At 58.6% G+C, this 20,219-nt stretch carries 21 protein-coding genes; 19 read left to right on the forward strand and 2 right to left on the reverse strand.

Features of this window, described 5'->3' with window-relative positions; all coding sequences use genetic code 11:
- Positions 1–250: 250 nt before the first annotated feature.
- Genes nhaA through ACB028_RS10265 form a run of 4 tightly spaced genes read left to right on the forward strand, consistent with a single transcriptional unit; the run spans position 251 to position 3,112 of the window.
- The gene (gene nhaA, locus ACB028_RS10250) at positions 251–1,441 is read left to right on the forward strand and encodes a Na+/H+ antiporter NhaA (RefSeq protein ID WP_026456084.1); all 1,191 of its coding nucleotides are present in this window, start codon (positions 251–253) and stop codon (positions 1,439–1,441) included.
- The gene (locus ACB028_RS10255) at positions 1,438–1,842 is read left to right on the forward strand and encodes a hypothetical protein (RefSeq protein WP_371144209.1); all 405 of its coding nucleotides are present in this window, start codon (positions 1,438–1,440) and stop codon (positions 1,840–1,842) included. Before nhaA ends, ACB028_RS10255 begins: the two co-directional genes overlap by 4 nt.
- Entirely contained in the window at positions 1,829–2,761 is a 933-nt protein-coding gene (gene nhaR, locus ACB028_RS10260; protein ID WP_042025859.1) for a transcriptional activator NhaR, read from the forward strand. The genes ACB028_RS10255 and nhaR overlap by 14 nt, the downstream gene beginning before the upstream one ends.
- Positions 2,762–2,809: 48 nt before the next feature.
- Complete coding sequence (locus ACB028_RS10265) at positions 2,810–3,112, forward strand: metalloregulator ArsR/SmtB family transcription factor (protein WP_026457879.1); 303 nt, start codon at positions 2,810–2,812, stop codon at positions 3,110–3,112.
- Between the two features lie 49 nt (positions 3,113–3,161).
- Here the strand turns inward: ACB028_RS10265 and rpsT are convergent, their stop codons facing one another.
- Positions 3,162–3,425, reverse strand: coding sequence for a 30S ribosomal protein S20 (rpsT, locus tag ACB028_RS10270; RefSeq protein WP_042025858.1), 264 nt, complete (start codon positions 3,423–3,425; stop codon positions 3,162–3,164).
- Positions 3,426–3,616: 191 nt separating this feature from the next.
- Between rpsT and murJ the strand changes: the two genes are divergently transcribed.
- The 12 genes from murJ to tppA all read left to right on the forward strand — a co-directional run bounded on the left by murJ (position 3,617) and on the right by tppA (position 17,474).
- A complete protein-coding gene (murJ, locus tag ACB028_RS10275; protein WP_225634013.1) occupies positions 3,617–5,182 on the forward strand; it encodes a murein biosynthesis integral membrane protein MurJ in 1,566 nt (521 codons plus the stop codon).
- Between the two features lie 61 nt (positions 5,183–5,243).
- Positions 5,244–6,218 carry a bifunctional riboflavin kinase/FAD synthetase gene (gene ribF / locus ACB028_RS10280; RefSeq protein WP_042025856.1) on the forward strand — a complete coding sequence of 325 codons (975 nt, stop codon included), beginning with the start codon at positions 5,244–5,246 and terminating at the stop codon, positions 6,216–6,218.
- Complete coding sequence (gene ileS, locus ACB028_RS10285) at positions 6,218–9,079, forward strand: isoleucine--tRNA ligase (protein WP_371144210.1); 2,862 nt, start codon at positions 6,218–6,220, stop codon at positions 9,077–9,079. Before ribF ends, ileS begins: the two co-directional genes overlap by 1 nt.
- Entirely contained in the window at positions 9,079–9,594 is a 516-nt protein-coding gene (gene lspA, locus ACB028_RS10290; protein ID WP_371144211.1) for a signal peptidase II, read from the forward strand. The genes ileS and lspA overlap by 1 nt, the downstream gene beginning before the upstream one ends.
- Entirely contained in the window at positions 9,591–10,043 is a 453-nt protein-coding gene (gene fkpB / locus ACB028_RS10295) for an FKBP-type peptidyl-prolyl cis-trans isomerase (RefSeq protein ID WP_042071069.1), read from the forward strand. Before lspA ends, fkpB begins: the two co-directional genes overlap by 4 nt.
- Entirely contained in the window at positions 10,043–10,978 is a 936-nt protein-coding gene (ispH, locus tag ACB028_RS10300; protein WP_026455784.1) for a 4-hydroxy-3-methylbut-2-enyl diphosphate reductase, read from the forward strand. Before fkpB ends, ispH begins: the two co-directional genes overlap by 1 nt.
- Before the next feature lie 256 nt (positions 10,979–11,234).
- Positions 11,235–11,738: a type IVa pilus pseudopilin TppE gene (gene tppE / locus ACB028_RS10305; RefSeq protein ID WP_042071071.1), complete on the forward strand. Its 504-nt coding sequence runs from the start codon at positions 11,235–11,237 to the stop codon at positions 11,736–11,738.
- Positions 11,735–12,148, forward strand: coding sequence for a type IV pilus modification protein PilV (gene pilV / locus ACB028_RS10310; protein WP_223379148.1), 414 nt, complete (start codon positions 11,735–11,737; stop codon positions 12,146–12,148). The genes tppE and pilV overlap by 4 nt, the downstream gene beginning before the upstream one ends.
- Entirely contained in the window at positions 12,145–13,239 is a 1,095-nt protein-coding gene (locus tag ACB028_RS10315; RefSeq protein ID WP_371144212.1) for a PilW family protein, read from the forward strand. The genes pilV and ACB028_RS10315 overlap by 4 nt, the downstream gene beginning before the upstream one ends.
- 11 nt (positions 13,240–13,250) lie before the next feature.
- Entirely contained in the window at positions 13,251–13,727 is a 477-nt protein-coding gene (locus ACB028_RS10320) for a PilX N-terminal domain-containing pilus assembly protein (RefSeq protein WP_371144213.1), read from the forward strand.
- 10 nt (positions 13,728–13,737) lie between these two features.
- Positions 13,738–17,064 carry a pilus assembly protein gene (locus tag ACB028_RS10325; RefSeq protein WP_371144214.1) on the forward strand — a complete coding sequence of 1,109 codons (3,327 nt, stop codon included), beginning with the start codon at positions 13,738–13,740 and terminating at the stop codon, positions 17,062–17,064.
- Positions 17,065–17,072: 8 nt separating this feature from the next.
- On the forward strand, positions 17,073–17,474 hold the full coding sequence (tppA, locus tag ACB028_RS10330; protein WP_042025847.1) for a type IVa pilus pseudopilin TppA: 402 nt from the start codon (positions 17,073–17,075) through the stop codon (positions 17,472–17,474).
- A gap of 3 nt (positions 17,475–17,477) precedes the next feature.
- On the opposite strand, the gene ACB028_RS10335 is transcribed toward tppA, so the two are convergent.
- Positions 17,478–17,867, reverse strand: a complete 390-nt coding sequence (locus tag ACB028_RS10335; RefSeq protein ID WP_026455777.1) for a type IV pilin protein — start codon at positions 17,865–17,867, stop codon at positions 17,478–17,480.
- A 95-nt stretch (positions 17,868–17,962) separates the two neighbouring features.
- Here ACB028_RS10335 and ACB028_RS10340 point away from each other — a divergent pair, with 95 nt between their 5' ends.
- Genes ACB028_RS10340 through ACB028_RS10350 form a run of 3 tightly spaced genes read left to right on the forward strand, consistent with a single transcriptional unit; the run spans position 17,963 to position 20,215 of the window.
- Complete coding sequence (locus tag ACB028_RS10340) at positions 17,963–18,496, forward strand: GspH/FimT family pseudopilin (RefSeq protein ID WP_026455776.1); 534 nt, start codon at positions 17,963–17,965, stop codon at positions 18,494–18,496.
- Positions 18,497–18,516: 20 nt separating this feature from the next.
- Complete coding sequence (locus ACB028_RS10345; protein ID WP_026455775.1) at positions 18,517–19,104, forward strand: PilW family protein; 588 nt, start codon at positions 18,517–18,519, stop codon at positions 19,102–19,104.
- Between the two features lie 4 nt (positions 19,105–19,108).
- Positions 19,109–20,215: a PilX N-terminal domain-containing pilus assembly protein gene (locus ACB028_RS10350; protein ID WP_042071082.1), complete on the forward strand. Its 1,107-nt coding sequence runs from the start codon at positions 19,109–19,111 to the stop codon at positions 20,213–20,215.
- The last annotated feature ends 4 nt before the right edge of the window (positions 20,216–20,219 follow it).

The raw sequence follows: 20,219 nt of genomic DNA on the forward strand, positions 1-20,219 counted from the left end.
TTGAGCAAGCCTGTGACAACCTGGATGGAGCAGTACCAACCAGAGTGGAGTTTATTCATGAAAATAACTGGAAATTCATTTTAATGACTAGGTTGTCGGTAGTGAATGGGGATGGAAAAGGCGCATGGAAATTGTGCGCCTTCGTTTTTCGTTTCGGTATTTCCGTTGTATTGAGCAACAAGAAACGATTTTCCATCAGTTGTTACGCGTTATAGACTCAAACAAAAGCAATACTGTGGACTTTTTAACCATGAGTGACGTAATCAAGAAGTTTCTGAAACTGGAGGCTGCCTCCGGGATTATTCTGATCATGGCGGCATTGCTGGCAATGGTATTGGCCAACACAGGATTGGCTGGTGGGTATCAGGCATTCCTCGATACCCAGGTACAGGTACGTATCTCCGCCCTTGACATCAACAAGCCGCTGCTGCTCTGGATCAACGATGGCTTGATGGCGATCTTCTTCCTGCTGGTTGGGCTGGAAGTCAAACGCGAAATGCTGGAAGGGGCGCTCTCGTCCCGTGTGCAGGCGACCTTCCCGGCCATTGCGGCCGTAGGCGGCATGCTGGCTCCGGCCCTCATCTATGCCTTCTTCAACTATTCGGACGAAGTAGCCCGTGCTGGCTGGGCGATCCCTGCCGCTACCGATATTGCATTTGCCCTTGGCGTGATGGCGCTGCTGGGCAAGCGAGTGCCGGTGAGCCTGAAGGTGTTCCTGCTGGCGCTGGCGATCATGGATGACCTGGGGGTCATCATCATCATTGCGCTCTTCTATACCCAACAGCTGTCGTTGGCAGCGCTGGCGGTAGGCATCATGGCGACCCTGATCCTGTTCTGGATGAACCGCCGTGGCGAGGACAGGATTAGCCTCTACATGGTGGTGGGTCTGGTACTTTGGGTGGCCGTGCTCAAGTCCGGTGTTCATGCGACTTTGGCTGGTGTGGTGGTGGGCTTCATGATCCCGCTCAATGGCAAGCGTTATGCGTCGCCGCTCAAGCATCTGGAGCATGCGCTGCACCCCTGGTCCGCCTTCCTGATCCTGCCGCTGTTTGCCTTTGCCAACGCCGGGGTCTCGCTGGAGGGGATTGGTCTCTCCTCCCTGATGAGCCCGGTGCCCATGGGGATCATGCTGGGGTTGTTTGTCGGCAAGCCGCTCGGGGTGTTTACCATCAGCTGGTTGTCGGTCAAGCTGGGGATCGCTCAGTTGCCGAATGGAGTCAATTTCAAGCAGATTTTTGCGGTCAGCATTCTCTGTGGTATCGGTTTTACCATGTCGATGTTTATCGCATCGCTGGCCTTCGAGCATGGCGGGATGGATTATGGCAGTTACTCCCGTCTCGGGATCCTGGCGGGTTCCACCATGGCAGCGCTGGTTGGCTATCTGGCACTGCGGTTGTCTCTTCCCAAGGGGGAGGGAGATCAAAATGCGGAGGGATTATGAAAACACCATGGTTGTTACTGTTGCTGGGCAGCCCCCTTGTCTGGGCTGATGGTCTGGAAGAGTGCAAGCGGGACGCAGCCTCGGCCAGCTGCTCTACCTACCTGAACGGAGTAGTGGACAGCGCCCTGCTGCTCGGTGACAAGCAGGCCAAGGCTCGTTTCGGAGAAACCTTCTATGAGCGGGCCTTGAGCAGCCGGGCGGGGGAGCGGCTCAAGCACACCAACAAGCGCTATTGTGGTGATCGCCAACCGGATAAAGATCGTCTCAAGGCCAGCTTGATGGAGCAGTTTACCTTGAACAAGGTTGACTCGGTCAGCGACATGTATGACATTCTGGCGGTTGAACTCAGCTGCTACCGGAGCCCGCGAAAAGCGGTAACCCCATCGGATGTCACACCTTAACTACAACCACCTCTATTATTTCTGGATGACTCAAAAGAAGGGCTCCGTTACCCAGGCAGCGGAAGCCCTTTTTTTGACACCACAAACCGTGACTGGCCAGATCAAGCTGCTGGAGCAGCGCCTGGGTGGCAAACTGCTCAAGCGCAAGGGACGTTCCCTCGAAGCGACCGAACTTGGCCAACTGGTTTTTCGCTATGCCGACAAGATGTTCAGCCTCTCCTACGAGATGCTGGATATCGTCAACTATCGCAAGGAGAGCCAGATCCTGTTCGACGTCGGTATTGCCGATGCCCTCTCCAAACGCCTTGCCAGCCGGGTGCTGCTATCTGTCATCCCCAACGATGGCTCCATTCATCTGCGCTGTTTCGAATCGACCCACGAACTCTTGCTGGAGCAGCTCAGTGAGCACAAGCTCGACATGATCCTTTCCGACTGCCCGGTGGATTCCAGCCAGCATGCGGGGCTGCTCTCCAAGCGGCTCGGGGGGTGTGGTGTCAGCTTCTTCTGCAAGGCGCCGTTGCCCGAGAAACCCTTCCCGGCATGTCTGGAGGAGCGCAAGCTGCTTATTCCCGGACGTCGTACCGCTATGGGGCGTCAACTGACCCAGTGGTTCGAGCAGCAGGGGGTATCGCCGAGTATCCTGGGTGAGTTTGACGATGCGGCCCTGATGAAGGCATTCGGTTTCTTCAATCAGGGTATCTTCATGGCTCCCACCATCTACCGGGAGGAGATCCTGGAGGGGGAAGAGGTGATGTTGCTGGGGGAAACCCAGGATTTGACGGAGGAGTACTACGTCATCTTCGCCGAGCGGATGATCCAGCACCCCGCAGTCAAACGGGTATGCGAGAGTGATTTCACCTCCCTGTTTGCCGGGCAGGAGAACTTCTCGGCGATCCAGCCTGCCACCCTGTCATTTTAAAACGACTCGTCACCACGTATCATCGCCGACTGGCAGAGGAGAAATGTGATGCAACTGGAAGAGATGGAAGCCAAAGCCGGTCAGGCGGTGGCGCTTCTCAAGGCGCTGGCCAATGAACGCAGGCTGTTTATCCTGTGCCAGCTACTGGAGAGAGAGCTGTCGGTAGGGGAGCTTAACGAGCGGTTGGGGCTGAGTCAGTCTGCCCTGTCACAGCACCTGGCTTTGTTGCGGCGGGATGAATTGGTCACGACCAGAAAAGAGGCCCAGACGGTCTTCTATTCGCTGCGTAGCCATGAGGTGCGTGAGGTGATCAGTTTGCTGCATCGACTCTACTGCAGCGAAGAGAAATAAAAAACCGGCACAATGGCCGGTTTTTTCAGCTTTGATCAGCGTGAGCTGATTAAGCCATAGCTTTGATCTGGGCAGACAGGCGGCTCTTGTGACGAGCTGCTTTGTTCTTGTGGATCAGGCCTTTAGTCGCCATGCGATCCATGATCGGCTGAGCAACAGCGAAAGCAGCAACAGCAGCAGCTTTATCGCCAGAGGCGATGGCAGCAATTACTTTTTTCAGGTAGGTACGGGTCATGGAACGACGGCTGGCGTTGTGCTGACGGCGTTTTTCTGCCTGAATCGCGCGCTTCTTAGCAGATTTGATGTTAGCCAAGGTAAAACTCCTAAAACTGTCTTAGCGAGTGTATTGAAAAGGCCCAGAAATATGCCTTCCCAACCACATATTGTCAAATGATTTGTGCAAATAAACACCGCCCCCCGGTGGTGTGTCAGATGGGAGACGGTTAAACTGTCGGCCGATTCTAGCAGCATTCTTTTCATTCTGACAGTTCCAGAGGCCCCGTCTTGAGTAAGAAATTGATCAAATCCGGCATGATAGTGTCCGGAATGACGTTGGCATCCCGTGTGATGGGGCTGATCCGCGATGTGGTCATCGCGAATCTGCTCGGTGCCGGGGTGGCTGCCGACGTCTTCTTCTTTGCCAATCGCATTCCCAATTTTCTGCGCCGCCTGTTCGCCGAAGGGGCTTTCAACCAGGCATTTGTCCCCGTGATGACTGAGTACAGAAAGAACGGTGACGAGCGGGAGGTGCGCGAGTTGCTGGCCGCCGTAGCGGGCACTCTGGGGGGAATAGTTACCGTGGTGACCCTGCTCGGCGTGGTGGGATCGGGCGTACTGACCGCCATCTTTGGCTGGGGCTGGTTCTGGGACTGGCTGCATGGCGGACCTGCCGCCGAGAAGTTCGAGCTGGCCAGTCTGATGCTCAAGATCACCTTCCCCTATCTCTGGTTCATCACCTTTACCGCCATGGCGGGGGCCATCCTCAATACCTTCGGCCGCTTTGCCGTCTCGTCATTTACCCCGGTATTTCTCAACATCACCATGATTGCGGCCGCCTGGTGGATAGCGCCCATGATGGAGAAGCCCGAGCTCTCGCTGGCAATAGGGGTATTTTTGGGCGGCTTGGTTCAATTTTTGTTCCAGTTCCCGTTTTTACGGCAAATCAACATGCTGGTCTGGCCCAAGTGGGGATGGCATCACCCCGGTGTAGTGAAAATCCGCACCCTGATGATCCCGGCGTTGTTCGGCGTCTCGGTCAGCCAGATCAACCTGCTGATCAACACCATGCTGGCTTCTTTCCTGGCTACCGGTGCCATCAGCTACCTCTACTATTCTGATCGCCTGCTGGAATTCCCTCTCGGCCTGTTTGCAGTGGCCATCAGCACAGTGATCCTGCCAGCCCTGTCGAAGAAACATGTGGATGCCGACCCGGCCGATTTCTCCCGCACCATGGATTGGGGAGTGCGGATGGTGGTGCTGCTTGGTTTGCCTGCCATGGTGGGGATTGCTGTGATGCGTGAGCCCATACTGCGGGTACTGTTCATGCGCGGCGAGTTCGGGCTGCACGAGGTGAGCATGTCCAGCGCGAGCCTGCTGGCTTCCACCACAGGCCTTCTGTCGCTGATGCTGATCAAGGTGCTGGCGCCCGGTTACTACGCCCGTCAGGACACCAAAACCCCGGTACGCATCGGCATCATGGCCATGGTGGCCAACATGGTATGCAACCTCATCTTTATTTATCCCCTGGGCTATGTGGGGTTGGCGCTGGCCACCGCTTGCTCCGGCACCCTGAACGCGGCCTTGCTGTTCAAGGGGTTGTATCAGCAGAGCGTCTACCGTCCATCCCGCCAGACCGGAGTGTTCTGTCTCAAATTGCTGGTGGCGACCTTGTTGATGGGGGGCGTGCTGGCTTATCTGTCGCCGGATCTGGCCCAGTGGGGCGCCTGGGGCATGGGCAAGGCCACCCTGGAACTGGCCATGTTGCTCTCCCTGGGGGCTGCCATCTATGCGGTGGCGCTGCTGGCGCTGGGAATTCGGCCAAGACACCTGAAATCGGGGCATGAGGGCTGATCCTGATTGCTGCCTGATATATAATCCGGCGATTTTCATAACAGCAACGTACAAGGCACCGATGGAGCTTATTCGCGGCATTCATAATCTCAAGCCCCGTCACCGGGGATGTGTATTGACCATTGGCAACTTTGATGGGGTTCATCAGGGTCACCATGCGGTACTGGCACGTCTCAAGGAGAAAGCGGCCCATCTGGGATTGCCCGCCTGCGTCATGCTGTTTGAGCCCCAGCCGCTGGAGCTGTTTGCCGGCGCTGCGGCCCCGGCCCGGCTCAGCCGGTTGCGGGAAAAGTATGAAGCGCTCAAGGGGCTGCAGATCGATCGCCTGCTCTGCGTGCGCTTCAGCCACCGTTTTGCCGGACAGGCGGCGTCCACCTTTATCGAGCAACTGCTGGTCGAGAAACTCGGCGTGCGCTACCTGGTGGTCGGCGATGACTTTCGCTTCGGCAAGGGGCGGGAAGGGGATTTTCACCTGCTGGAAGAGGCGGGCCGCCGCTTCGGTTTCGAAGTGATCAGTACCCAGAGTTTCCAGCTGTCCCGCCAGCGGGTGAGCAGCACCCTGGTGCGCGAAGCCCTCAAGGCTGGCCGGATGGCCGAGGTGGAGCTGATGCTTGGCCGCCCCTATACCATCAGCGGCAGGGTGGCCCACGGCGACAAGTTGGGGCGCACCATAGGTTTTCCTACCGCCAATCTGGCCCTCAAGCGCCAGGTTATCCCGGTCGGTGGCGTGTTCGCGGTGGAAGTGTTATGTTCCGGCAAGACCTTCCCCGGTGTCGCCAATGTGGGTGTACGGCCTACCTTGAGCGGCACACAAGCTAGATTGGAAGTACATCTATTTGATTTTTCTGGTGATCTATATGGTCAACAGGTCAAGGTGCTGCTTCGCCACAAGCTGCGCGAAGAGCAGAAGTTTGCCTCTTTCTCTGCCTTGAAAGAGCAAATCGAACGAGATGCCCTGGCGGCCCGAGCCTGGTTCGGGCTGCCACAATTTCATTTACCCAGCACTCTTTTAGAAAAGAAGGGAACCCAGGACTGATGAGCGACTATAAACACACCCTGAATCTTCCGGAAACCGAGTTTCCGATGCGTGGCGATCTGGCCAAGCGCGAACCCAACATGCTCAAGCGTTGGTACGATCAGGATCTCTACGGCGCTATTCGCCGCGCCAAAGCGGGCAAGCCTTCTTTCATTCTGCACGATGGCCCCCCCTACGCGAACGGCAACATTCACATCGGTCACTCGGTCAACAAGATCCTCAAAGACATCATCATCAAGTCCAAGGGCCTGTCCGGCTTCGATTCCCCCTATGTCCCGGGTTGGGACTGCCACGGTCTGCCCATCGAATTGAAAGTGGAAGGCATGGTCGGCAAGCCGGGCGAGAAGGTTTCCGCCGCCGAGTTCCGCGCCGAGTGCCGCAAGTATGCCAAGACCCAGATCGAGGCCCAGAAGGCCGACTTCATCCGCCTGGGTGTGCTGGGTGACTGGGAACACCCCTATCTGACCATGGATTTTGGCACTGAAGCCAACATCATCCGCTCCATGGCCAAGATCGTCGAGAACGGCCACCTGCACAAGGGCTCCAAGCCGGTGCACTGGTGTACCGATTGCGGCTCTGCCCTGGCTGAAGCCGAAGTCGAATATTACGACAAGAACTCCCCCTCCATCGACGTGCGCTTCAAGGCCGTCGATGAAGCAGCCGTGGCCGCCAAGTTTGACTGCGCCGAAGGGCACACCGGCAAGGGCACCCTCTCTGCGGTGATCTGGACCACCACTCCGTGGACCCTGCCGGCCAACCGCGCCATCGCCATGCACGCTGATCTCGACTATGCCCTGGTGCAGGTCGAAGGTGACAACCCCGAGCGCCTGATCCTGGCTGCCGAGCTGGTCAAGGATGTGATGGATCGTGCCGGCATCGAGCACTTCCACAACCTGGGTTACGCCAAGGGGGCTGCACTTGAGCTGCTGCGCTTCAACCACCCCTTCTACAGCTTCGACGTGCCTGTGGTGCTGGGTGATCACGTCACCCTGGATGCCGGTACCGGCGCCGTTCACACAGCTCCTGGCCATGGTCAGGAAGACTTCGTGGTCGGCCAGAAATACGGTCTGGAAGTGGCCAACCCGGTGGGCAGCAACGGCGTCTACCTGCCGGATACCGAACTGTTTGCCGGCCAGCATGTTTTCAAGGCCAATGCGGCCGTGGTCGAGGTGCTGACCGAGCGCGGCGCCCTGCTGCACCACAAGGTGTTCAACCACTCTTATCCGCACTGCTGGCGCCACAAGACTCCGATCATCTTCCGCGCTACCCCGCAGTGGTTCATCAGCATGGATCAGAACGGTCTGCGCAAGCGCGCCCTGGAAGAGATCGATCGCATCGAGAAGGATGGCATCACTCAGCACGGCCAGAGCGGCTGGGTCCCGGCATGGGGCAAGAACCGCATCCAGGCCATGGTGGAAGGTCGCCCGGACTGGTGTATCTCCCGTCAGCGTACCTGGGGCGTGCCCATCTCCCTGTTCGTCCATAAAGAGACCCAGGAGCTGCACCCGGAATCCGTGCGCCTGATGCATGAAGTGGCCAAGCGGGTCGAGCAATCCGGCATCCAGGCCTGGTGGGATCTGGACAAGGCCGAGCTGCTCGGCGCCGATGCCGATCTGTACGACAAGGTGCCTGACACCCTGGACGTCTGGTTCGACTCCGGCTCTACCCACGCCTCCGTGGTCGACGCTCGTCCCGAGTTCAACGGCAAACCGGCCGACATGTATCTGGAAGGCTCTGACCAGCACCGCGGCTGGTTCATGTCCTCCCTGATGATCGGCGTGGCGATGAAGGACAAGGCCCCCTACAACCAGGTGCTGACCCACGGCTTCACCGTGGACGGTCAGGGCCGCAAGATGTCCAAGTCCATCGGTAACGTGGTGAGCCCCCAGGACGTGATGAACAAGCTGGGTGCCGACATCCTGCGTCTGTGGGTTGCCAGCACCGACTACACCGGCGAGATGACCGTCTCCGACGAGATCCTCAAGCGCTCCGCCGACGCCTATCGTCGCATCCGCAACACTGCCCGCTTCCTGCTGGCCAACCTGAACGGCTTCAATCCGGCGACCGACATGGTCGCGCCTGCCGACATGGTCGTAGTGGATCGCTGGGCCGTGGGCCGTGCCAAGGCAGTACAGGCCGAGATCGTGGCTGCATTCGACGAGTACAACTTCCATGGCGTTACCCAGAAGCTGATGCAGTTCTGCTCCATCGAGATGGGCTCCTTCTATCTGGATGTCATCAAGGACCGTCAGTACACCGCCAAGGCAGACAGCCTGGCCCGCCGCTCCTGCCAGACTGCTCTCTATCACATCGCCGAGGCCATGGTGCGCTGGATGGCACCCATCATGAGCTTCACCGCCGACGAGATCTGGGCACTGCTGCCGGGCGAGCGTGGCGAGTTCGTGTTCACTGAAGAGTGGTACGACGGCCTGTTCGGACTGGAAGCTGGTGAATCCCTCAACGATGCCTTCTGGGCCGAGATCCTCACCGTACGTGGTGAAGTGAACAAGGCGCTGGAAGCCGCCCGTGGCGAGAAGCGCATCGGTGGCTCCCTGCAGGCCGAAGTGACTCTGTTCGCCAAGCCAGAGCTGGCTGCCCGCCTCAACACCCTGGCCGACGAGCTGCGCTTCGTGCTGCTCACTTCCAAGGCCAAGGTGGTCGTAGCCGATGCGGCTCCGGAAGGGACTGTAGCGACCGAGCGTGATGACCTGTGGCTGAGCGTGGCCCAGTCTGCCGCCGCCAAGTGCGACCGCTGCTGGCACCATGTGGAAGACGTGGGTACCATCGCCGGTCACGAAGAGATCTGTGGCCGCTGTGTCACCAACGTCGAGGGTGACGGCGAAACTCGTCAATTTGCCTGATGAACATGACTCACCATAAAAGCGGCCTGCGTTGGCTGTGGCTGGCGGTGCTGGCCTTCATACTGGACCAGGCGAGCAAGCTCGCCGTGGTCAAGTTGCTGCCATTTGGCTACCCGGGGGTGGAGATCACCCCCTTCTTCAATCTGGTCCACGTCTACAACAAGGGCGCAGCGTTCAGCTTTCTGGCCGATCAGGGGGGCTGGCAGCGCTGGTTCTTCGCCGTGCTGGCCTTTGCCATCTGCGGTCTGCTGATCCACTGGCTGCGCAAGCAGTCGGTGACCGAGCGCTGGAGTGGTATCGCCTACAGCCTCATTATCGGCGGGGCGCTCGGCAATGTGTTCGACCGGCTGGTGCTGGGTCATGTGGTCGATTTCCTCGACTTCTACTGGGGCCGGGCCCACTGGCCGGCCTTCAATCTGGCCGATACCTTCATCTTCATCGGTGCCGCCATGATAGTGCTGGACGGCTTTCGCTCATCCAAGGGTGAGCAAGGCGAGAAAAAGGGGGTGGCATGAGCCGACAGATTGGTGCTGACAGCAGCGTGCTGTTTCATTTCGCCATCAAGCTGGAAGATGGTTCGGTTGCCGACAGCACGGCGCTGCACGGCAAGCCGGCCCGTCTGCGGATGGGGGATGGCAGCCTGACTTCGAGCTTCGAGCAGTGTCTGCTCGGCCTGGGCGAAGGGGAGAGCAAGAGCTTTACCCTGGCCCCTGAACAGGCCTTTGGTCTCTCCAACCCGGACAACATCTACCATCTGGACCGCGCCAAGTTTGGTACCGATGCGGAGCCGAAAGTCGGCACCATCATCCTGTTCGACCAGCCCAACGGTAGCGAGCTGCCCGGCATCATTCGGGCGGTGGAAGGGATGTCGGTGACGGTTGATTTCAACCACCCGCTGGCCGGCCATACGGTCACCTTCGAGGTGGAGATCCTGGGCGTTGACGACGAGGAGAAAGTGCTCTGATGGATATCTTGCTGGCCAATCCCCGCGGCTTTTGCGCCGGTGTCGACCGCGCCATCAGCATCGTCGAGAGCGCACTGGAGAAGTTCGGTGCCCCCATCTATGTCCGCCATGAGGTGGTGCACAACCGCTATGTGGTGAACAAGCTCAAGGATGCCGGAGCCGTGTTCGTTGAGGAGCTGGATGAGGTACCCGATGACAGCATCGTTATCTTCTCCGCCCACGGTGTCGCCAAGACGGTGCGCGAGATGGCCAAGTCCCGTGCCCTCAAGGTGTTCGATGCCACCTGTCCGCTGGTGACCAAGGTACACATGGAGGTCCATCGCGCCAGCCGCAAAGGCTCCGAAGCCGTGCTCATCGGTCACGCCGGCCACCCCGAGGTGATCGGCACCATGGGACAGTACGAGAACCGCGAGGGGGGCATGTATCTGGTGGAGACGCCAGATGACGTAGCCAAACTCCAGGTGAAGAACCCGGATGATCTCTGCTTCGTCACCCAGACCACCCTCAGCATGGACGAGACCGCCGAGGTGATTGATGCCCTGCGCCAGCACTTCCCCAAGATCCAGGGGCCGCGCAAGGACGATATCTGCTACGCCACCCAAAACCGTCAGGACGCGGTACGGGAGATGGCGGAGCTGGTAGATGCCATGCTGGTGGTGGGTTCCCGCAACTCCTCCAACTCCAACCGGCTGCGCGAGCTGGCCGAGAAGGTGGGCACCAAGGCCTATCTCATCGATGATGCTTCCATGATCGATGCCGCCTGGCTGGATGGTGTGAAGGCGATCGGTGTGACTGCCGGAGCTTCAGCTCCCGAGGTGCTGGTGCAGAGCGTCATCACCCGCCTGCGCGAGCTGGGGGGCAAGATGGTGGCCGAACACCCGGGTCGCGAAGAGAATGTGGTGTTCGAGGTACCGCCCGAGCTGCGCATCATCTGACGCGTCTCATCCTCGCCGGATGACCATGTATTGCCAAAGCCACCTTTTCGAGGTGGCTTTTTGTTTTTGGTTCCAACGAGTCCTTTGTGCACGTTCGCGACCAGATCGCAGCGAAAATTGATGATGTAGCTCGAAATTTTGAATAGACAGGATTGAAACCCAATGTGTCCGGCATAGACTGCCTGCAAGCCCCTACTCTGGCTGAACACACATGGAGCTGTGTCTGCATCCCCGGAACAAATCAGAGCGAAACAGGATGTTTTTGCGTTCAGGTTTTAGCCTTGTCGAGCTGATGGTTACCATAGCGCTCGTCTCTCTCTTGCTGACGCTGGGAGTGCCCTCCTTCAACTCTCTGCTGCGCAGCATGACGCTCAATACCCAGGCCAACAACTTTGTGGCAGCTATCAACCTTGCCCGTTCCGAAGCCATTCGCCGCAATGCGGCGGTGACCCTGTCCGCCTCGGCCGAGAACCTGACCCAGCATCACTGGGAGGCCGGTTGGCAGATCTGGGTCGATGGCAATGGCAACGGCAGGCTCGATAACGGCGAGTTGCTGCGGGGTTTCCCCGATATGGAGACAGGTACCCTGAGCAGCAATACCTCTCTGTTGCGCTTCAGTGGCGACGGTTTTCTCGATGGCCGCTCACAGGCATCGCAGGTGTTTGCCCTGCGCCCGGAAGGGTGTCGCAACGAGGCTGCCCGCGATATCACCATCACTGCGGCAGGTCGCCCTTCCATCGCCGAGGTACGTTGCCCATGACACGACAACAGGGCTTGTCACTGCTTGAAATCATGATCTCGGTGCTGGTGCTCTCCATCGGCATTCTGGGCATGGCGACCCTGCAGCTGCAGGCACTCAAGAGCAATCAGTCTGCCCTGACGCGCACCGAAGCGACCCAGTACGCCTACATGATCAACGACATGATGCGAGCCAATCGCAGTGCGGCCCTGATCGGGCAATACAACATCGATCTGGGCGAGACGGTCTCGGGCAGCTCCATGGCGGTACAGGACTTGCTGCACTGGAAGCGGGTATTGAGCGAGCTGCCGGGTGGCGATGGTGCCGTGGCGGTCAGCGCCGGAAGGGCCACCATCACCATTCAGTGGGATAGCAGCCGGCTGGCCACCGATCCTGCATCGCGCAGCATGACCCTTAGGACGGATCTATGAGCAGGGCCGGTTTGCCACTACGCCAGCGCGGGATTGGCCTGGTCGAGGTGATGATCGCCCTGGTGCTCTCGCTGGTGACTGTGGGGGTCATCATTCAGGTATTTCTTGGCAATCACAAAACCTATCTCACTGGCGAGGCCATTGCCCGGGTACGGGAAGACAGCGGGTTTGCCACCCATCTGCTGCAAAAGGAGCTGCGGATGGTGGGCTATCAGGGGTGCCTCAGCAAACAGGGGGTCAACATCACCAATACCCTCAACAACAGCGCGGCACTGCCCTACAACTTCACTACCTTTTTGCGTGGCTATGACAATGTGACGGCCACCTTGCCAGCCCCTCTTTCTGCCCTGTTCACGGGCTCTGAGCCCAGGCCCATGCCGGGTAGCGATGTGCTGCTGGTGCAGGGGCCTACTGGCGTCGGGGTGCCTGTGGTACGCAACAACAGCGCCGCCCAGCTGTTCGTTCAGCATCTCTCCAGCAAGGCGAATTATTGCGGCACCGGCAAGCAGGGTTACAGCGATCTGTGCTTGGGAGATATCGTCATGGTCTCCGATTGCCAGAAGGCGAGGATCTTCCAGATCACCCAGACCCAGCTGGTCGGCGGGGGGGACGAGGTCAATATCGGCCACTCCAATGACAACAAATACACGCCAGGCAACGCCACCAGCTCCTGGGGCGGTGCAAGCAGCCCGGTCGAGGAGCGTTTCGGTCCGGGCTCGACACTGAACCGGGTGGAAACCCGCCTCTACTATATCGCTCGCCCCTCGGCCAACAGCCCCTATGCCCTCTATCGCAAGAGCGGAGTTGCCATCGGTATGCCTCTTATCGAAGGGGTGGCCAATATGCAGCTCACGTTCGGGGAGGATCAGAACCGGGATCGGGCGACGGATCGCTATGTGAGCGCCGCCAGCAATCCAAACTGGGACAACGTCCTGGGGATTGGGGTGCAGCTTCTGATGCGCAGCAATCAGGGCAATGTGGTGTCGGCCCCGCAAGCTCTAAGCTTTGCCGGCGCCACCTTCCAGGCGACCGATCGCAACTGGTACTGGGTAGCCGAGACCACGGTCGCGCTGCGTAACCGGTTACCTTGAGGAGCCCAGTCATGATGCATCGACAACAGGGGATGGCGCTGGTGATCAGCCTGATTTTTCTGGTCATGGTGAGCCTGCTGGGCATGGCCGGCATGCGGGGCGCGCAGCTGCAGGAGAAGATGGCTGGCAACCAGAAGGAGGCATTGCAAGCGCTGCAGGCGGCGGAAGCGGGATTGCGCGCCGCCGAACGCTATATCGAGGCTGGCCACTCGGGTCCTTATGACAACAGCGCGGGCCTGTATGAATTTGTCGATACAGCGGTGGATCCCGCATCACCCTCCACATCCTGGCGCACCTATGCCAACAGCGGTCTGGCGGGGCGAGCCCCCGAGTACTTTATCGAACGGCTGCCCTATACCCAGGGGGGCAACGAGAATCTGGCGGTCGATGAGCCCATCAGCGAGCGTCGCCTCTATCGCATCACGGCAAGGGGATTTGGTCTCTCGGACGAGAGCCGGGTGCTGTTGCAATCGACCTATAGTCGCTAGGAGGCGGGGTATGGGTAAACTCGGTTTTGGATTCTCGGTGATGCTCTGCTGCGCTTCGGCGCAGGCGGCGCTCGATATTGCCCAGGTTCCCCTCTATCTCGGCACCCGAGCCGATCCCAATATCATGTTTACTCTGGATGATTCGGGCTCGATGCATTTCGAGATCATGCCCGAGTCCTTGATCGAGAACGATGCACGCTATGTCTATCCACGTGCCAGCCAAGTCTACGGAAGTGATGATTACGACAACTATACGATCACCTTTGCCAGCGACAATGCCCGCAATGCCTACGTGCGCTCCAGCCATAACAACAAGCTCTATTACAACCCGCAGCTGACCTATCGTCCCTGGGTCAATGCGGATGGCTCCTTGATGGCCAATGCCAAAGTGACCTGTGCCCCTCACAACCCTATGAAGACGGCGGCCGGTTGTCGCGACCTGACTCAAACCAATCGAGCATGGTGGGCCATCTATTACACCGAGTTTTCTCCTTATTATTACAACCAAGACGAGAGTTTCTGGCCGGCTGTCTATTTTGACTACAAGGGAAGTGGCAATGTATTCAACGCCAAGAACTATACCCGGGTGGTGATAAACAAAGCGGTGGCCACCATCTATGACGGTCGCCCCAATCGCAGTGACTGCAAAAATGCGCCCGTTTGTACCTATGACGAGGAAATTCAGAACTTTGCCAACTGGTACACCTATTATCGTTCGCGGATCCTAGCGGCCCGGGCCGGAGTAGGAAGAGCCTTCGCCAGCCAGGGGGAGGCCATTCGGGTCGGCTTTGCCACCATCAATGCCAGCGGCAGCGTGATCCGCGGTGTCACCCCTTTTTCAGGTACTGATCGAACCGCTTTTTTCGATGAGCTGTATGGCCGCGACATTCCGGCGAAGGGGACACCGCTGCGCACCAGCCTGAAAGAGGTAGGGGAGTATTTTTCCCGCAGTGACAATAACGGCCCCTGGTCTGCCCGTGCCGGCAGCACACTTCCTCATCTGACCTGCCGCCAGAGCTACAACATTCTGATGACGGATGGCTACTGGAACGGTGATTCGCCCTCGGTCGGCGATCAGGACCAGGATGGCATCAAGAACACCCTGGCGGACGTGGCCTACAAATACTGGAAAACGGATCTGCGTCGCGACCTGGCCAACAAGGTGCCGACCAGCACGGCAGACCCTGCCAACTGGCAGCATCTGGTCAACTTTACCGTAGGGCTTGGGGTCAACGGTTCGCTCAATCCTGCCAACGGTATCCCGGGCAGCTGGCCGAATCCTTATGATTCCGATGAGTTCAAGATCGACGATTTGTGGCATGCGGCCGTCAACAGCAAGGGGAGTTTCTTCAGCGCGGCGGATCCGGATACCTTCGCCGAGGCCCTGAGCAGTACTTTGGCACAGATTGCCGCCCGCAACAGCTCCGCCAGTTCGGTAACGGCCAACGCCACCCGTCTCGACAGCAACACCCATATCTACCAGGCCCGTTACAACAGCGGTGACTGGTCGGGACAACTGGTCTCGATCCCGCTTAATAGTGATGGCTCTCTGGGGAATATCGCCTGGGATGCCGCCACCCAGATACCGGAGCCTTCGGCACGCAGCATCTTCACCCGGCAAGGCGGGGCCGGCATCGCCTTCACCTGGGAGGCGCTTAACAATACCAACCGCACCCTGCTCAATATTGCCGGTGACAATCTGGGAGAAAGCCGGGTCGCCTATCTGCGCGGTGAGCGCGGTGGCGAGCAGCGCAATGGCGGGGTATTTCGTAATCGCAGCGATCTGCTCGGTGACATCATCAACTCGGATCCCGTCTATGTGGGCAAGCGCGATTACGGCTACAGCAGCGCGACTGGCCTGACCCAGACCGAGCGGGAGAGCTATCAGGCGTTCCTCAGCTCGACGGCGATCGCCCGTCGCCCGCCCATGCTCTATGTCGGTGCCAATGACGGCATGCTGCACGGCTTTCGGGTGGCCGACGGTGTCGAGCAACTGGCCTATATCCCGGCCAGCCTGCTGGGGGAACTGCCCCAGCTGACCAGGCCGGATTACAACCACCGCTACTATGTGGACGGGACGCCCAGGGTCGGGGATGCCTATCTGGGGAGTCGCTGGAAGACCCTCTTGCTGGGCTCTACCGGAGCGGGAGGCAAGGCGGTGTTCGCCATCGATGTGACCGCACCGAACAACTTCACCGCTGACAAGATGCTGTGGGAGTTCACCCATTCCGAGATGGGGATCGCGTTGGCCGCCCCGACGCTGGTACGGGTCAAGGCCGACAACAAGTGGGTCGCCCTGGTGGCCAACGGGTACAACAGTAACAGCCAGACGGCACGGCTGTTTGTGCTGGATTTGGCGACCGGCGCCGTTATCAAGGAGATCGACACCCAGGTAGGCTCGGCCAGCGAGCCCAATGGCCTCTCTTCGCCATTGCCTGTGGATGAGGATGGCGATCGGGTGGTCGACTATGTCTATGCTGGCGATTTGCAGGGTAATCTCTGGAAATTCGACCTGAGGGACAACAACAGAGCCCAATGGGGAATCGCGTTCAAGGCCGGCAATAAACCCAAGCCGCTGTTCCAGGCTTGCGATGGCGCCTGCTCGGCCAGCACACGCCAGCCCATCACCATGCGGCCGCTGGCGATCCGCCATCCCAGGGGAGGGATCATGGTGCTGATGGGCACGGGCAGCTATTTTACCAATGATGACAAGTCATTGCCCACCAATCCAAGATTGGAGGCCGTCTACGGCATCTGGGATACGGGGACGGAGGTGAGCCGCAGCCAGTTGTTGCAGCAGAGCATTACCCATGAATTCGTGGCCAATGGCACCACCATCAAGTTCAATGTGCGGGTGGTCTCCAGCAGGGATGTCAATTACACCAGCCAGAAGGGCTGGTATCTGGTGTTGAAATCACCCGGGCTGAGCAAGGGGGTCGGGGAGCGAGCCGTTTCCGAGATGTTGTACCGCCACAAGCGGCTCATCTTCAACACCTTGATACCGTCGGCTGATGCCTGCGATTTTGGTGGCCGCTCCTGGCTGATGGAGCTGGATCCTGTTTCGGGCGCCCGCCTCACCTACTCGGTATTCGACGTCAATGGCGACGGAGCCGTCAACGATGATGACTATGTCGGGATCAAGGATGAGGCTGGCAATGACATCAAGGTGCCGGTCAGTGGCAAGCAATTTGACGAGCTCACCACGACGCCAAGCGTAGTGGAGGATGCCGATATGGAGCGTAAATACATCAGCGGCTCCAGCGGCAACATCTCGGTCACGCTGGAAGAGGGGGCGGGCGATCTGGGTGGTCGTCAGTCCTGGTTGCAACTGGAGTAGAGGCTGGAATGGAACGTGGATTTACCCTGATTGAGTTGATGATAGTGGTGGTCGTGGTCGCCATTCTGGCTGCGATCGCATATCCCAGTTACAACAACTACATGGCGTCCGCCAAGCGGGCCGAAGCCAAAGCGACTTTGCTGGAAGCCGCGCAATATCTGGAGCGGGAGTTTACCGCCAATGGCAATTACGACACTGGCAACCTGGCCTCTGCCGGCTTGGCAACCCTGCCCAGGGACGGTGGTACGGCTTATTACAATCTGGCGCTCAATGCCAGCGGGGCCCGTTATACCCTGACGGCTATTCCGACCGGTGTGATGAATGGCGACCCCTGTGGATTGTTGACTCTCGATCAGAGCGGACAGCAGGGGGTATCGCGTGCCACCATGACAACGGCCGAATGCTGGTAAAACTTATTTCCAGCACTCGGTCGGGGTCTTGATGTCGGCCTTGTTGATGGTCAGGCTGTCGCAACTGGTGCTGCCGGACTTGTCGCCGACCTGGGCACCCTTGCTGGTTGCAACCAGGGTGTATGCGGTGGCAGTGGCGCCTGAAATGGTGAAGGTATAGTAATCGCTGGTCGGGTTGCCCACATTGGCTACAGCACTGCTGTAGCTGGCATTGGAGATGCGGAACTCTTCCTGTTTGAGCTGCATGGTCAGCAACCCCTTGACGGCTTCAGCCCGACGGGATTTACGCAGACCATCTGTAAAACTGGGGTAGGCGACAGCGGCAATGATGGCGACGATGGCGACTACCACCATCAATTCCAGCAGGGTAATGCCTGATTGTTTGATTCTCATGGGGGCGGCAGGGTTCGTTAAACAGATAGATACTATAGGATAGTACTGACACCACACTCTACTGGCATGTGCGAAAAGAAAGGAGTCTTTAGCCAATGGAATGCGCAGAGTGCCGCTCCGCCGGTTTTACCATGATTGAATTGATGATTGCCCTGGCGCTGGTCGCGTTGCTCCTGACCGTGGCGATCCCCAGCTATCAGTCTTTGCGCCAGGAACAAATGGTCAAAGCAGCCACCCAGGCTGTATACACGGATGTGATGCTGCTCAAGTCAGAAGCGATCAAACGTAATCGCACCTTGCAGTTTATTATCTTCAACAGCGGCACCAGTAACTGGTGTTATCGAATCCATATTGATGGTAGCTGCAGCAGTTGCAGCGATTCCTGCTCAAGCATTGAGGGACGCAAGGGGGCCGATGCCAGCGAATACCCCGGTATCAGCCTGGTGGCCAGTTACAGTGAATCGGTGACCAATGTCAGGCCTCTAAGTATCTCGCCCAGAAGGGCCACCTTGGCGGCGGGGAATATTGCCATTTCGTCCGGTACCTACTCCATGCAGGTCAAGACCAATAATGTCGGGCGTGTGCGCACCTGTGGTGTCAGCAATGTCAGTGGAGTGCCTGCATGTTGAAAGCACCAAGGGGATTCAACGTGGTGGAGCTGATGGTGGCCATGGTCGCGGGTCTGTTTCTGGTCGCCGCAGTGACATCTTTGTTTGCCACCATCCTCAAGGCCAATCAAACATCCATGCAGGTGAGTCGCCTCAATCAGGAGCTGCAGAGCATCACTGACATGATAGCCCGTGACGTGCAGCGAACCGGTTACGATCAGGGGGCGACTGCATTTCTTGGGGCGGCATCGGGAGCCAGATCCCCGTTTTATTTCGATACGAGCAGCGATCTGATGAATGAGACCGTCAGTGGTTCCAAGATTTATCGCTGCATCAGACTGAAATACGATGATGATAACAACGGGTCTCTTGGCTCTGATGAAACCTTTATTTACAGCTATGACAGTGCTGACAAAGGGGTGCAGCTTGGCACCAGTTGCAGCACTGGCAACCTGCTCAGCACCGACAACACCATAGAGGTAACCGATCTGACCTTCTCGCTGTTTGGCAGTAGCGCCTCGGCCGGCGCGAGGACGGTGCGCATGGCCATCTCGGGTCAGTACAAGGCGAACTCCGCACTCAAACTCACCCTGCAGCGCGATATCAAGCTGCGCAACGACGGGTATTGATGCCATGAAACGTCATCTCGGCTTTACTACCTTCACCATCACCCTGCTGCTTATCGTGATCCTGCTTGGCATCTCGTTGCTGGTGGGCAAACTGATGGTGGCGGATCGTCGTGTCAGCCTCAACGAGGTGCAGTATCGCCAGGCGCTGGCGTTGGCCGAACTGGGGGTGTCGGACGGGGTCGGGCGGCTTGCGCAGGATGCCACCTGGCGTACCCCTAGCAGCGGTGTTTCCGTCACCGTATCGGCCGGCAATTACACCCTCTTTGCGCTGGATGAACCGGCTGTGATCGTGGGGGGGGCGAGTGTAACACCGGTGAAAATACGCACCCAGGCGACCCTGGTTGATGCGACGGCCAATGCCGAGGTTGAGGTAAAGGCTATCAAGATAAGCGTATTGGCCGGCACCCCGGCCGCCCCCCTGACGGTAGCTGGTGGCATGGCCGTATCCGGCAACTTTACCGTGGTGGCTAATCCTAACGGAGGGGGACCTGGAGTGCCGCTCTCCATCTGGACCAACGGTAATGTGGACCTGACAAATGGCTCCGGTCAGACCTGCCATCAGGGGGACTACAGCGGAGGCTGCAGCGCCAACATCAGCCAGAAGGGCGACAAACAATCGGACATCAAGGACAACGATACCGACTTCCCCACGGATCTGGTCTGGTATCTGTTCAACGAGAATGATGATGCTGCCGGCTGGGCCAATCTGGAGTCTCGGGCGGTGCAACTGCTGACCAATTGCGATTCACTCTCGACCGCCTCGCGCGGTCTCATCATCGTCGATGGTGATTGCAAACCGGGTGGGTCGATCGGTTCGATCGCTGCGCCGGTCGTGCTTATCATACGCAACGGCAACCTGATGGTGAACGGGAATGCGACCCTGTACGGACTGGTGTTCGCCTACTCAGCCACGCCCGCTACAGCCACCACCGACGTCAGCCTGAAGGGGGGAGCAATCGTCAACGGCGCTGTAGTAGCCAACTATCAGCTGGGCAAGACGGCCAATGGGACCTTCGATGCCAAGTATGATCAGGCGGTGTTGAGCAATATTGAAAATGGGGCGGCGTTTCAGAGCATCAATCTGGTGCCTGGTAGCTGGCGGGACTGGTAGGAGC

It is taken from the genome of Aeromonas sp. S9(2024) (genome assembly GCF_041403185.1).
GTDB lineage: Bacteria > Pseudomonadota > Gammaproteobacteria > Enterobacterales > Aeromonadaceae > Aeromonas > Aeromonas enteropelogenes.

Bases quoted from the DNA above. Each gene is read 5' to 3' on its own strand.
- nhaR (WP_042025859.1), top strand. From the start codon at position 1,829: ATGTCACACCTTAACTACAACCACCTCTATTATTTCTGGATGACTCAA.
- tppE (WP_042071071.1), top strand. From the start codon at position 11,235: ATGTTTTTGCGTTCAGGTTTTAGCCTTGTCGAGCTGATGGTTACCATA.
- ACB028_RS10335 (WP_026455777.1), bottom strand. From the start codon at position 17,867: ATGAGAATCAAACAATCAGGCATTACCCTGCTGGAATTGATGGTGGTA.
- ACB028_RS10350 (WP_042071082.1), top strand. From the start codon at position 19,109: ATGAAACGTCATCTCGGCTTTACTACCTTCACCATCACCCTGCTGCTT.
- ribF (WP_042025856.1), top strand. From the start codon at position 5,244: ATGGAGCTTATTCGCGGCATTCATAATCTCAAGCCCCGTCACCGGGGA.
- ispH (WP_026455784.1), top strand. From the start codon at position 10,043: ATGGATATCTTGCTGGCCAATCCCCGCGGCTTTTGCGCCGGTGTCGAC.
- ileS (WP_371144210.1), top strand. From the start codon at position 6,218: ATGAGCGACTATAAACACACCCTGAATCTTCCGGAAACCGAGTTTCCG.
- tppA (WP_042025847.1), top strand. From the start codon at position 17,073: ATGGAACGTGGATTTACCCTGATTGAGTTGATGATAGTGGTGGTCGTG.
- ACB028_RS10340 (WP_026455776.1), top strand. From the start codon at position 17,963: ATGGAATGCGCAGAGTGCCGCTCCGCCGGTTTTACCATGATTGAATTG.
- fkpB (WP_042071069.1), top strand. From the start codon at position 9,591: ATGAGCCGACAGATTGGTGCTGACAGCAGCGTGCTGTTTCATTTCGCC.
- ACB028_RS10320 (WP_371144213.1), top strand. From the start codon at position 13,251: ATGATGCATCGACAACAGGGGATGGCGCTGGTGATCAGCCTGATTTTT.
- ACB028_RS10255 (WP_371144209.1), top strand. From the start codon at position 1,438: ATGAAAACACCATGGTTGTTACTGTTGCTGGGCAGCCCCCTTGTCTGG.
- nhaA (WP_026456084.1), top strand. From the start codon at position 251: ATGAGTGACGTAATCAAGAAGTTTCTGAAACTGGAGGCTGCCTCCGGG.
- ACB028_RS10315 (WP_371144212.1), top strand. From the start codon at position 12,145: ATGAGCAGGGCCGGTTTGCCACTACGCCAGCGCGGGATTGGCCTGGTC.
- ACB028_RS10265 (WP_026457879.1), top strand. From the start codon at position 2,810: ATGCAACTGGAAGAGATGGAAGCCAAAGCCGGTCAGGCGGTGGCGCTT.
- ACB028_RS10325 (WP_371144214.1), top strand. From the start codon at position 13,738: ATGGGTAAACTCGGTTTTGGATTCTCGGTGATGCTCTGCTGCGCTTCG.
- pilV (WP_223379148.1), top strand. From the start codon at position 11,735: ATGACACGACAACAGGGCTTGTCACTGCTTGAAATCATGATCTCGGTG.
- lspA (WP_371144211.1), top strand. From the start codon at position 9,079: ATGAACATGACTCACCATAAAAGCGGCCTGCGTTGGCTGTGGCTGGCG.